This is a genomic window from Paenisporosarcina sp. P4_B8 (genome assembly GCF_056402175.1).
The window spans coordinates 41,784-55,191 of record NZ_JBFUHX010000020.1; the positions used below are offsets into that span (position 1 = coordinate 41,784).

The 13,408-nt window shown below is 38.3% G+C and carries 10 protein-coding genes; 2 read left to right on the forward strand and 8 right to left on the reverse strand.

Going from position 1 to position 13,408, the window contains the following annotated elements:
- On the reverse strand, window positions 1-987 hold the full coding sequence (gene dapF / locus AC1DSK_RS15310) for a diaminopimelate epimerase (RefSeq protein ID WP_477547607.1): 987 nt from the start codon (window positions 985-987) through the stop codon (window positions 1-3).
- A gap of 357 nt (window positions 988-1,344) precedes the next feature.
- Between dapF and AC1DSK_RS15315 the strand changes: the two genes are divergently transcribed.
- On the forward strand, window positions 1,345-1,899 hold the full coding sequence (locus tag AC1DSK_RS15315; RefSeq protein ID WP_477547608.1) for a GNAT family N-acetyltransferase: 555 nt from the start codon (window positions 1,345-1,347) through the stop codon (window positions 1,897-1,899).
- A 139-nt stretch (window positions 1,900-2,038) separates the two neighbouring features.
- Here the strand turns inward: AC1DSK_RS15315 and AC1DSK_RS15320 are convergent, their stop codons facing one another.
- Window positions 2,039-3,115 (reverse strand): undecaprenyldiphospho-muramoylpentapeptide beta-N-acetylglucosaminyltransferase, encoded by a 1,077-nt coding sequence (locus tag AC1DSK_RS15320; RefSeq protein ID WP_477547609.1) that lies wholly within the window; start codon window positions 3,113-3,115, stop codon window positions 2,039-2,041.
- Between the two features lie 256 nt (window positions 3,116-3,371).
- On the opposite strand from AC1DSK_RS15320, the gene AC1DSK_RS15325 reads away from it, so the two are divergent.
- Window positions 3,372-4,727: an MATE family efflux transporter gene (locus tag AC1DSK_RS15325; RefSeq protein WP_477547610.1), complete on the forward strand. Its 1,356-nt coding sequence runs from the start codon at window positions 3,372-3,374 to the stop codon at window positions 4,725-4,727.
- Window positions 4,728-5,037: 310 nt separating this feature from the next.
- On the opposite strand, the gene glgA is transcribed toward AC1DSK_RS15325, so the two are convergent.
- From glgA to AC1DSK_RS15355, 6 genes are all read right to left on the reverse strand, one after another.
- The gene (gene glgA / locus AC1DSK_RS15330) at window positions 5,038-6,468 is read right to left on the reverse strand and encodes a glycogen synthase GlgA (RefSeq protein WP_477547611.1); all 1,431 of its coding nucleotides are present in this window, start codon (window positions 6,466-6,468) and stop codon (window positions 5,038-5,040) included.
- Window positions 6,469-6,484: 16 nt separating this feature from the next.
- Window positions 6,485-7,591, reverse strand: coding sequence for a glucose-1-phosphate adenylyltransferase subunit GlgD (gene glgD, locus AC1DSK_RS15335; protein WP_477547612.1), 1,107 nt, complete (start codon window positions 7,589-7,591; stop codon window positions 6,485-6,487).
- Window positions 7,592-7,606: 15 nt separating this feature from the next.
- Complete coding sequence (locus tag AC1DSK_RS15340; protein WP_477547613.1) at window positions 7,607-8,764, reverse strand: glucose-1-phosphate adenylyltransferase; 1,158 nt, start codon at window positions 8,762-8,764, stop codon at window positions 7,607-7,609.
- Complete coding sequence (glgB, locus tag AC1DSK_RS15345) at window positions 8,754-10,703, reverse strand: 1,4-alpha-glucan branching protein GlgB (RefSeq protein WP_477547614.1); 1,950 nt, start codon at window positions 10,701-10,703, stop codon at window positions 8,754-8,756. The genes AC1DSK_RS15340 and glgB overlap by 11 nt, the downstream gene beginning before the upstream one ends.
- A 361-nt stretch (window positions 10,704-11,064) precedes the next feature.
- On the reverse strand, window positions 11,065-12,087 hold the full coding sequence (locus tag AC1DSK_RS15350; protein ID WP_477547615.1) for a glycoside hydrolase family 15 protein: 1,023 nt from the start codon (window positions 12,085-12,087) through the stop codon (window positions 11,065-11,067).
- Between the two features lie 587 nt (window positions 12,088-12,674).
- On the reverse strand, window positions 12,675-13,406 hold the full coding sequence (locus tag AC1DSK_RS15355; RefSeq protein WP_477598355.1) for a CAP domain-containing protein: 732 nt from the start codon (window positions 13,404-13,406) through the stop codon (window positions 12,675-12,677).
- Between the last annotated feature and the right edge of the window lie 2 nt (window positions 13,407-13,408).

Consider the following 13,408-nt stretch of genomic DNA (forward strand, 5'->3'; position numbering starts at 1 on the left):
CTACATGTCCGATTCGCTAGACCATCCATCTTTTACTTTTTGTTTTGCCAGTTGTTCTAATTCTTTATATTCCTCTATTTCATCATCATGAAGGCTCTTGGAGTTCCAATTGAACTCCCCATCGTCAGATAGTATTCCGGTATAGGTAGCAAAAAACGTTGCATTTCCTATCAGTGAAAGCTGCGAAGAAGTATCGCTTTGTTCAATCGCACACTTAACAAATCCTCCTGGATTATAGACCGTTGTTTCCCCATAAGGAACGAGTTTAATTGTGGCAGCTACTAAAGCAGAAGCTGTCATGGCTGTTCCACATGCATTTGTAAATCCTACACCACGTTCATAAGTCCGCACAAAAATACTAGTATCATCTACTGGGTGAACAAAGCTTACATTTACACCATCAGGGAAAAAGATATTTTCTCTATTAAATGATGCAGCAAGTTGTTCTTGAAAACGGGTATCTTCAATATACTGAATAGGAACTATACCTATTAAATGAGGATTCGGAACCGACACTGCAGTAAAGTGAATATCGGAAGAAAACTCGGGTACTATCTCATTGATGATTTGATGGCTATTTTTATAGATCATTGGTAGTGAAGACAGCTCAAATGATACCGGCGAAATTTCTACTGAATATGTATCTATACTGTTGAAAATAGAATCTACTTTTCGTACAGTCAAGTCTGCTTTCATTGTTTCTATTGTTGCAGTCTGTTTACCAGTCTTGTTTAATACAAATCTCGCCACACATCTTAATCCATTGCCACACATGGATGCTTCTGAACCATCCGCATTATAGACGCGCATTCTCGCATCCACACGGGTCGATGGCGAAATAATCAATAAACCGTCCGCTCCATTTTCTTTTGTAGAATCGCACATCTTCTGTGCAGTTAAGGGCCAATTGTATGTCGTGTTTTCTACTTCTTCATGTAAATAGAACGTATTGCCTGAACCGTGGACTTTATGAAATATTAAGGTCATGATAATCCCTCCAGAGACTCTATCTTTTCATCATAAATCTAAACGAAAACGGTTACAACTATTCGTTCAAATTAAAGGCATAATCTTGTAACAAAACTTACACATTTTTAACGTATTTTTTTCTTTGCATTTCGAAAAAAAATTAGTATAGTAAGAATGCAAACAAACAATTTCATAAAGCGATTTTATTCACCATAAATCGTGAGGGAAGGCAAATGGTGCGCCACCAGCAAATATGACTGGTTCTAGTGGGTTCGATTCCCACCCCGAAATTTTTTATGCAACACAAAATGAAAAATTTCGAGGGGTTAGAACCAGACTACTGTCTTGATCTACCCTGGTACGGAGGCGTTAATTATGATTAAACGACGAGAATTACACGAATGCGCTACTTTATTCGAGTATTTATCACACCCATCTGTCTTCCCTTTTGTTCGTCACAAAGCGACTTCTGCTGATGAATTTATGTTCATGACGAAACAGATAATGGAAGAAGAAGAGCGTGGAGAAGTAATTTCACGCACAATTACTGACGATTACGGAATGCCGATTGGGACCATTAATTTATATGATATTCAAGATCATGCAGGTTTTCTTGGGACTTGGATTGGTCACCCTTTCCAAGGAAAAGGTTTTAATCAAAAAGCAAAAAACTTATTTTTGGAAGAGCTGTTTTATCAGCACAATATCAATACCGTATTCCTACGGATTAAAAAGCATAACGAAAAATCCATTCGTGCTGCTGAAAAATTGCCTTACACGATGAATGCAAAAGAAAGTCACCCTGCTTTATTAGAAGAAATCAATGCAGGTGCACATCAATATGAGTTATACCAAATCCCTAAAGATTTATTCTACTTGGCAACTGCTGCTTCCAGGTTTACTGGAGAAGAAGAAGAACAAGCGATGTAAGAAGAAAAGCGGCAGCTCCTCTCTAGCCTGACGCTGGAAGCTAGATATAGAATTCCTCTAAAAAATGAATATATCTGTTAAAGCCTTTTCTTGATAAAAAAATACCGTCCACACACGTTTATGGTGTATGGACGGTATTTTATTTTGCGTATGAAGTAATAAGACTGACCATTTCATTCGGCGTTTTTGGAAATTCTGAACTTTCCATTACTTGTTGGATATGTTCTGTGCGTTCTTTAACATCTTCCAACGCAGCCATAAATGATGCTGGGGTTACTTCTTCTTCTTCAATTACAGATGCCCACCCCTGTTTCTTAAATATCTGGGCATTTAAAAGTTGATCTCCACGACTTTGTAGTTTTGTTAATGGGATTAACAACATCGGTTTGCGCAAGGCTAAAAATTCAAAAATGGAATTTGACCCTGCTCGGGAGATAATAATATTAGCGGCATGCAACAAATCAGGCAATTCGTGTGTCACATATTCAAATTGTTTATACCCTCTTATGTTGTTTAATGATTCATCCAATTTGCCTTTTCCACACAAGTGAATGACATCATATTTTTCAAGCAACCTAGGAAGATTACTTCGAATGGCGTCATTCACTACTGCTGAGCCTTGACTGCCACCCATAATGAGTAGAACGGGTTTAAAACCTTCAAAACCACACAGACGCATTCCCGTTTCTTTTCTCCCTTCAAACAATTCCGAGCGAATAATGGAGCCAGAACAACTGGATTTTTCTGATGGTAAGTGCTTTAACGTTTCCTGGAAGACTGTAAAAATATGATGGGCAAATGGCATCGCGATTTTATTTGCCAGTCCTGGAGTTACGTCAGATTCGTGAATTACAACTGGAATGTTAGCTATTTTACCTGCCATTACGACAGGAACGGATACAAATCCACCTTTTGAGAAAATTACGGAAGGTTTTACTTTTTTTAATATGAATAAAGCTTCCAGTAATCCTTTCATGACTCTTAGTGGATCCGTGAAGTTTTTGACGGAGGCATAACGTCTTAATTTGCCACTTGAAATGGCATGGTACGTAATATGAGGAAAAGCATCGCGAATCAATTCCAATTCAATGCCATCTTTGGAACCGATGTAATGTATTTCAAATGATTGCTCTTCTAATGTCGGGATAATTGCCTGGTTCAATGAAACATGACCAGCAGTTCCCCCTCCTGTTAATACAATGGTTTTTTTCTTCATGTGTAAAGCTCCTATCTAATAAGCCACTCAATCGTTTTAAAAATGATGAGGCATATTGGCAAATTTAAGCTGCTCTTATAATCTACCCTTTACATAATATACACCATTTAAAGCTTTAACATGAACGTTATCTTCAAAACGATGGAATCCATTCACATATTGTAAAAGTGAATAATACGACTATTTCCATATCCACGAACCCTTAGAAAAATATGATATACTGGGGAAAATTTGTAGAAATTCAAGGTGATCACATATGTATGAAACTTCAAATCTAAAAGAAAAATGGTCACGGATGCTTAAAATTATTTTTCCGATTTTAGTGACACAAGTGGCATTATACTTAATTACTTTTTTTGATATTTTAATGTCAAGCAGGTATGGGAGTGAGGACTTGGCTGGAGTAGCGGTAGGCTCCTCATTATGGCTACCTGTTTATACCGGTCTGGCAGGTATATTATTGGCAATTACCCCTATTGTCGCTCAACTAGTTGGAGCGAAAAAAAAGGAAGAAGTCCGACTGGTTGTCCAACAAGGTTTATTTCTGTCTCTTGGGTTGTCCCTCCTTACATTAATTGTCATATTTCTTGGTTTAGCACCGATCTTGCAATCTATGACATTGGAGAACCGTGTAGAGGAAGTTGCCAGTTCGTTTATAAAAGCGATTAGCCTCGGCATTATCCCATTATTTGCTTACAATGTTTTGCGTTCATACATGGACGCGCTTGGGAAAACAAGAGTTTCCATGATTATCACCTTATTATCTGCACCTATAAACGTGTTTTTTAATTATTTATTGATTTTCGGAAATTTTGGCTTTCCGGAACTTGGAGGGGTCGGAGCTGGTTATGCTTCTGCCATTACCTACTGGCTCATTTTTCTTATAGCGGTTGGGGTGGTACATAAACAAAAACCTTTTCAGCAATATGAGCTTTTCAGAAATTGGCAACGTGTACAGTATTCAAAATGGCGCGATATCAGTAAAATTGGTGTTCCTATTGGTTTGTCAATCTTTGCTGAAACAAGTATCTTTTCTGCTGTAACGCTGATGATGAGTACGTATAGTACGGCAGTTATATCCGCCCATCAGATTGCTTTGAACTTTACCTCATTAATGTATATGGTTCCATTAAGCATTTCTATTGGTACTACCGTCCTGGTTGGATATGAAGTTGGAGCGAAGCGCTTTAAAGATGCAAAAATTTATAGCTGGTTAAGTGTTAGTACTGCAGTAATATTCAGTTTCCTCTCAGCATGTATTTTGTTCTTTTTCAGGGAACAAATTGCCGAATTGTATACTACAGACGAAAAGGTCATCCAATTAACCATACAATTCTTTATTTTTGCAGCACTATTTCAATTATCCGATGCGATACAAGCACCAGTGCAAGGAGCTTTGCGAGGTTATAAGGATGTAAATGTTACATTCATCATGGCCATTATTTCCTATTGGATCATTGGTTTGCCAGTAGGCTATCTCCTATCGAAGTTCACTGAATTCGGACCGTTTGGATATTGGATTGGTTTAATTGTTGGTTTATCTGCCGGTGCCATCACTTTATCCTTCAGACTCATCCGTATTCAGCGCAAAAAAGATGTCGCGTCCCTTTAGGACTGCGTCATCTTTTTTGCGTATGAATATCCTTAATTATGGGATGCACAAAAAGAACGGTTTTCAGTAATTCGAAAACGGTTCTTTTTTTGGTTCTGTTAAGTTTTATGGTTGATTTTTTATAAGGGAATCTGCTCCCTTTCCGCGGCCGAACATGCAAGCCTCCTCGGGTCAACAGGATGTTGATCACGAAGGCGTTGCCACAAAATTGCATTTTGCGACGAGTAACCGCACTTGTTGACTCATGCGAAACGTACGGCAAGCGCAAATGTACAATAAACCACCATATCGTATAACAGGGCCTTTATTTTTAAGATTTCAGGAGTTCCCGATAGATTTTGAGATATTGCTTCGAAGATGATGACCAGCTAAAATCAAGATCCATTGCGTGCCCTACTAAATTTCTCCATTTGTTAGGCTGGAAGCGAAAAAGTGCAACCGCTCGCTCAATCGTATATAGCAATTCGTGGGCATTATAATTAGCAAAGCTGAATCCATTTCCTTCTTCGGTTAATTCATTATAAGGAATAACGGTATCCTTCAGCCCACCTGTTTCTCGGACGAGTGGCAAGGATCCATAGCGAAGTGCGAGCAACTGTCCTATGCCGCACGGCTCAAATTGGGATGGCATCAGAAAAAGATCGGAACCAGCATAAATTTTTCGTGCCAAAGCTTCATCAAAATAAAGGTTTGCTGAAACTTTATCGGGATAAACTTCTTCAAAATACCTGAACGTCTCTTCATACTGCTGATCGCCAGTACCTAATAACACAAACTGGACATTCAAACCGATGATTTCACGGAAGACATGTAGAATCAAATCTATGCCTTTTTGATCAACTAGTCTGGTAACCATAGAAATTACTGGTATATCAGCGTTTATAGGAAGCCCGAGTGTTTCCTGAAGTTTCTTTTTATTTACAGACTTCCCCTTATAATCTTCGAATGGAAGGAATAAATTTTCATCACGTTTAGGATCATAGGAGACATTGTCAATTCCGTTCACGATTCCATGAATATCGGCGCCTCTTTTTCGTAAAAACCCATCAAGTCTTTCTCCATAAAAGGGAGACTGTATTTCGTATGCATAGGTTGAACTTACAGTTGTCAAGCAATCAGCAAAGGCCAGTCCTCCTTTAAGGTAACTGACATCCCCATAAAACTCTAAGCCATCCATGTGAAAATAAAGTTCGCTTAAATCCAGTAAATCGGAAAGCACTGATTTAGGATATACACCTTGGTAACGTAAATTATGAATGGTAAACACGGTTTTGATTCCCTGATAATATGGATTATTTTCATAATGCGCCTTTAAAAGAACAGGAATCAAGCCTGTTTGCCAATCATGGCAATGGATGATATCAGGTCGTTCCTCTAAGAATGGCAAAGCCTCCAGCACGGCTCGAGAAAAGAAGGCGAAACGCTCACCATCATCACCAAAGCCATAACTGCCATGCCTTTTAAAATAATATTCGTTATCGAGAAAGTATACTGTTATCCCCTGATAATGCAGTTTTTCAATACCGCAAAATTGACGTCTCCACCCTAAAGGCACTTCAATGCTTCTGATCCATTGCATTTGTTCTTGAAAATGTAACGGAAGATCGCCATACTTCGGTAATATAACACTGACGTTGGTTCCCTTTTCATGTAAAGATTGAGGTAAGGCGCCAATAACATCACCAAGTCCCCCGGTCTTAATAAATGGGACGCACTCTGAGGCTGCAAATAAAACATTCATGCTGGGTCCCTCCAGTTTAAACTACTTCTTCTTTTTTGATTACCGTCGGCTTATTTCTCGCTGTAATGATTTGATCCCTTGTTATGATTACTTGTTTATCAGTAATAACATTTTCGATATGGGCTCCGTCTTCAATCTCACCCCTTTGCATAATGATACTGTTTTTAACGACAGCACCTTTCCTTACTTTTACGCCACGGAAAATAATACTATTTTCGACGGTTCCTTCAATAATACATCCATTGGCAATCAAGGAATTAGACACCTTTGAGGAATTTGCATATTCGGCAGGTGCTTCATGTTTAATTTTAGTGAAAACTTCCCATGAATCATAAAAATAGTTACGAAGAATTTCTGGGTTAAGAAATTCCATACTACTAGCATGGTATGTTTCTAGTGAGTGAATAAACGGCATATTACCAGTGAATTCATATCCTTGCACTTTAAGATTTATCAAATTTGCTTTTACAATATCTTTCAAAAAATCATATTCATCATACTCTATACAATTCTTAATTAAATCTATTAATAATTGCTTTTTAATTACATATGTTTCCAAACATATATGGTCACCTTTCTTAGGTGACGTATAAAGGTTTATATCACGGACTTCGCCGTTTGAATCTAGTGAACATTGATGATAAAGAGGTCTTTTCACTGACTCCCCATCATAATCCTTATACAGAACAGTAATATCAGCTTCATTTCTATCATGTTCTTTAATCACTTCGTTAAAGTCTATTTTACAAATATGATGACCAGGAGCAATTATTACTGTATCTGCGGTTGCCCGTTGGAAAAATTCTAAATGATCGTAGAACTGTTGTAAATCTCCTTTAATTTTTTCATCTGGATGAATTGAAGGAAGAATGAATAAACCTTGTGATCGGTGATCGAGATCCCATTCCTTTCCAGAACCCAGATGATCCATCAACGATCGATATTTATCTTTTGTGAATATCGCAACCTTGCTGACACTAGCATTCATAAAGTTAGACATTGTGAAATCTATCATACGATAGCGTCCTCCAAATGGTACGGAAGCCAGACAACGATGATGGGTCAGTTCTTTTAAAATAGGTCTTTCATTTACGAGATTAATTACACCTAATACATTCCTCATTTAAGCTACCTCCTATTATAAAGATTGCAGCAAAGCACTTTCCGAAGAAATCCGCTGATTTTCACCAATTAAGGTAAGCCCTTGTTTAGAGTCAAAGATTATTGCGCCATCTTCGATAATTGTACCGCTACCGATTATAGCCTTTTCGATTATTACATTTTTCCCTATTTTCACATTTGGCATTATTACGGAATCCTTTACGATAGAGCCGCTTCCAACTTGGACATTATAGGAAAGAACAGAATGGTCGACCTTCCCAAATACCAAACAACCTTCATTGACTAATGATTGTGTCACATCAGCATCTTCAGATATATATTGTGGGGGGTGGTTGGCATTCCCTGCATATATTTGCCAGTTTGGGTCTCCTAGCTTGAAAACAGATGGCTCTTCCAATAAATCCATATGCGCTTCCCACAGGCTTTCAATCGTACCGACATCTTTCCAATAGCCTTCAAATCTATACGCTTGTAAATTTGCTTCATCATTCAGCATCTTTGGAATAATGTCTTTTCCAAAGTCATTAGTCGAACTGCTATCCTGTTCGTCTTCAGTTAAATACTTTTTGAGATGATTCCAGTTAAAGAGATACACCCCCATCGAAGCCAAATTACTTTTTGGATGTTTAGGTTTTTCATCAAATTCAATAATTTTATCAGTTTCGTTTGTATTCATTATGCCAAAGCGATTTGCTTCTTCCCAAGGTACCTCTATGACAGCAATGGTCGCATGTGCACCCTTATTAATATGATCTTCAAGCATTTTATTATAATCCATCTTGTAAATATGATCTCCTGAAATAACAAGTACATATTCCGGGTCATTATGATCAATAAAATGGAAATTTTGATATACAGCATTTGCAGTTCCTTTGTACCATACACCACCGTCTTTCCCCTGATAAGGTGGAAGTATAGAAACCCCGCCGTTATTGCGGTCAAGATCCCACGGGCGGCCGTTACCAATATATGAATTCAAAATATGCGGACGATATTGAGTAAGTATGCCGACTGTATTAATACCTGAATGCGTACAGTTGCTTAAGGTAAAATCGATAATCCGGTATTTGCCTCCAAAGGGTACTGCGGGTTTAGCTAAGTCACTCGTCAATTCCCCGAGTCTTGAACCCTGACCACCTGCTAAAAGCATTGCAACCCATTTTTTAGATGCCATTTGTATTGAATCCCCTTTGCCTTGTTTTTGTTTCTTTCATGAATATAGCAATCCCTAGCGGCGGTACGGTTATTTCCAGACTGCAAGGCTGATTATGATGCGGGATCTTACTGGCATGCATCGGGGTGGAGTTCAGCTGTCCCGATCCGCCAAATGATGCGGCATCACTATTAAATGCTTCAAAATATTTCCCATTGGACGGAACCCCAATTTGATAGTTATGGTAAACATCGGCTGAAAAATTACAAACAACAATGCAATAATCCCCCTTCCGTTTTCCTTTTCTCATAAAAGTAATCACGCTTTGTTCCGCATTGTCTGCATCAATCCATTGAAAGCCAGCTTGCTCATGATCCAGACGCCATAGGGAATTGGTTTCCTGATAAAATTTATTTAATTCTTTATAGTATCGAAAAAAAGTGGAGTGAGCGTCAAAATCTAAAAGCATCCAATCCATTTCTTGTCGGTATTTCCATTCGTCAAACTGCCCAAATTCACTTCCCATAAATAAAAGTTTTTTTCCTGGATGCACGAATAAATAGCCAAATAAGAGGCGTAAATTTGCAAATTTTTGCCAATAGTCGCCTGGCATTTTATTTACTAATGACCTTTTTCCATGGACCATTTCATCATGTGAAAATGGAAGGACAAAATTTTCCGAAAATGCATAGAAAAATGAAAACGTTAAAAGGTGATGATGCTTTGGTCGTTCGTTTATATCGAGCTTCATATATTTAAGTACGTCATTTGACCAGCCCATATTCCATTTATAATTAAATCCAAGACCGCCTGTACTAGTAGGACTCGTAACCAGCGGCCATTCGGTAGCTTCCTCTGCCATCATAAGGGCACCAGGATACTTCTGGAAAATAGTTTCATTTAACTTTTTCAAGAATTCGATTGCTTCAAGATTTTCTCCGCCACCATACTGATTCTTCAATTTAACTGGAAGTGGATTATCATGATTTAGATAAATCATTGACGAAACGGCATCAATCCGAAATCCATCAACATGATAGATATCCATCCAAAACATTGCGTTTGAGATAAGGAAGCTGATGACTTCTGGCTTACTATAGTCAAAGCTATACGTTCCCCAGATTGGCCTCTCTGCGCGCATGGGATCTGCTGACTCGAAGAGAGGCGTTCCATCGAACTTTCCAAGACCATGGTCATCCTTGCAAAAATGGGCAGGCACCCAATCAAGAATTACACCAAGGCCCTTTTGATGGCATTTGTCTATAAAATACATTAATTGCTCAGGTGTACCGTATCTGCTAGTTACTGAATAATATCCAGTTATCTGGTAACCCCATGAACCATCGTACGGATGCTCCATGACAGGCATCAACTCAATATGTGTAAAGCCATTATCAATTGCATAATCGACTAATTCGTCCGCAAGTTCTTGATAACTATAAAACTCACCCTTTTCCTTTTGTTTCCATGAAGCCAAGTGAACTTCGTAAATCATCATCGGTTTGTGGTAAATATCTTTCTTTATTCGCTGTGTCATCCATTTTTGATCTTGCCATTCAAATGTAGTTAAATTGTAGATGATAGATGCTGTAGCAGGTCGCTGCTCCGAATAAAAGGCATACGGGTCTGCTTTTAATTCCTTCCGTCCATCCGGTCCTGTAACCTCATATTTATAGATGTCTCCATGTGCAAGCTCGGGAATACATAGTACCCATATTCCAGAATTAGATAAACGGTCCATTTGGTTCTGGCTACCATTCCAATTATTAAAATTACCCACGACGGATACCTGCTTTGCATGAGGAGCCCAAACCGCAAAACGCACACCTTGGAAATCGTTCTCATGAATGATATGAGCGCCGAGCATTTTATAGCTTTCAAACAGTGTTCCTTCATGGAAAAGATATACATCAAAATCACTTGGGTATGGCCGGTTATTCAACTCTATAATTCCTTCCATTTCAACACCTCTTTCATCCTATGATTATTTCTATTTATTTACCATTTCGTATCCCCTTAATTATTCGCCATCTATCAAAAAACACCTTTAAATTGTTTAAATTTTTATAATAATTAAGAATTTTAGACAAAATAAAAAATCCTTCATGGAATGGAGGATTTTTTATAACATTCTATTTTCGTGAATTCTTCAAAACAATAATATTCTTATGTTCGGTAGCTGTACATTAGTTATTAGCTGAGTTCCCACACACCATACTTTTTCAAATTTTGAGAATGACTGACTGTATTGTCAAAAGTGGATTATAAATATATTATTTCTGTTCCAAAAGAAACTTTAAGTATAAACCTGTATGTTAATCTCAATCATTTCCTGTCAATTGTGAAGTAGGCATACTTATCATACGGTTTAAAAATAGATAGGAAAGGGAGACGGACCAAGCTAGTGGAGTGTTGCCATTTGGCACATTTTTACCTCCAATATATAATTCAGGGACTTCCCAATTATTTGGTACGATTCGTTCCGTTTTATTTACATATTCATAAGCCTTATCATACATGCCCAGTTCAAAATAGCACAATCCTAGCCAAGGTAGTCCGAAGCACCATTCAGCTTCGCTTCCTTCGTTGTAATATTGATCATTCTGATATCGAATACAGCCATATGTCCGCTCAAGACGTTCGGAGACCATCTCGACTATCTTAAGCGCCGTTTTCCTTTCAACTATCCGATACGGATAGATAAGTGAAAGCAGCGATAAGTCTGTTTCTTTCGTTTCACTTTCCCGTGGTAAAAGAAACCGCAGCGTCTCTTCACCTTTTTGAATCAGTTCATCCTTAACATTAACGAGCATTTTCACCGCACGCAAGCCTGCCACACATGCACCTACGCTTGAAGCATGCAGTTCCATATTCTCTTCCCACATTCCATTATCCTTTGCCTGCCAGTATTGAAGACACTCTAGATAGTCAACAAGCTTCTGGACAATAGCGAGATCTTTGTCATCACGGATAACCTTTTGTCCGTGGCTCACACCCACCCCTACTCCCCATAAGAACGCTCCAATTGCATCATTCTGAGCATGCCCCCATTCTTGGCCCATTTCCTTTAATTCTGTGGAATACCGTGAGTGAATATATTCAAAAAGATAAACCGGTTTTTGTTCACGGTGAATGTCGATTTTCCATTCATAGGTTTTAAATAGATCGAATAATGCATAATATGCTTTTTCATACCGCTCAGATTGGCTTTGCAAAAAAGGCAACACCGTATATACGACATCACGTATCCAAACAAAATTGTAGTCCTTTGAAATACTGGCAGTGTATGCACCGTTCGGTAAGCGCATCCGATCTAAAACCTCAATTGCATTGTTGATTTTCATATATTAGAACCTCCTATTAAATTCTACCTTTATGGTAATTGTTCACCATTTGAGTTTATTCTAGACAAACTTTTCCACCCAATATATAAAAGCGTTTCCATTATGCATTTAATAAGTCCACAAAAGAAGTTTAAATATTTATATTTTATGTAGTAGAATGTTAATTGGATAAGCAAGCAGACCAAATTCTCAAAAATACTCATTGGCCTACACTTAATATTCAGTAATGGAATTAACACAACTCAAAATTAGCGTGCTCCTACGGAATTTGGGACATACGCAAATGTATGATAAACATCTAGAACGTTAAAGAAGACAAATTCAAAAAAGAGCGGAATTTGCTCCCTTTCCGTGGACGAACTGGCAATCCTTCTCGCTCGTCCCTCACTGTAGGGTCTTGCCTGCCCGTGATACCGCCGGAGTGTCGCAGATTCCCTTTCAAGTTCCAAGTTAAAGATTGCTTCTATTGATTAACGAGAGAGTGCATTTGCGCCTAGCGTAAATGTACGATAATCGGAAAGTAAGATTAGAGCCTAAAAAATTAGAACAAAAAAAGCCATCTCAACGAATTGAGATGGCTTTGTGTATTATTTTTGAATGAATTGTTGTGTCCAGTAATTACCGTTTGCATCGTATCCAATACCAATATGAGTATAAGAACCATTCATGATATTTGCGCGATGTCCTGGTGATTCCATCCAACCTTTAACGACTTCAGCAGCAGTTTTTTGACCCATTGCGATATTTTCAGCAGCGGCCTTGTATTGAATGCCTTTAGCTTTCATTTGATCGAATGGTGATCCCATTGTTGGACTTGTATGAGAGAAATAGTTATTCTTGCTCATATCTGCTGATTTTGCACGAGCAGTGTCCATCAAAGCCGCATCAGTTGCTAGTGGTTTCAATCCTTCTTTTGTACGTTCTTGATTCGTCAATGTAAGAACTTGTTGTTCAATTGAAGTAACATTACCTGATGCTTGTGCTGCAGGAGCTGCCGGTTTTTCAGCAGTTTGTGTATTTGTTGCTGGCTTTTGATCCACCGGTTTTGCAACAGGTGCTGCAGATGTTGCTTTTTGTACAGCAGGCTTAGGTGTTTCAGCTGGTTTCTGTGCAACTGCTTTTTCTTGAGTAGTTTTAAACCCTGCAGCAGATAGCTGCGTATAAAGTTGATCTAACAACTGTTTTTCTATATTTGAAGACTCCACCGGTTTTGCTTGAGTACGTGCTGACCAGTTATTAGTATTCTGAGTCTGACACGTGGGATTATTTGATGAAAATGAAGCTTCTGCGGTCGTACCTTGACTGAATGAGAACACCATAG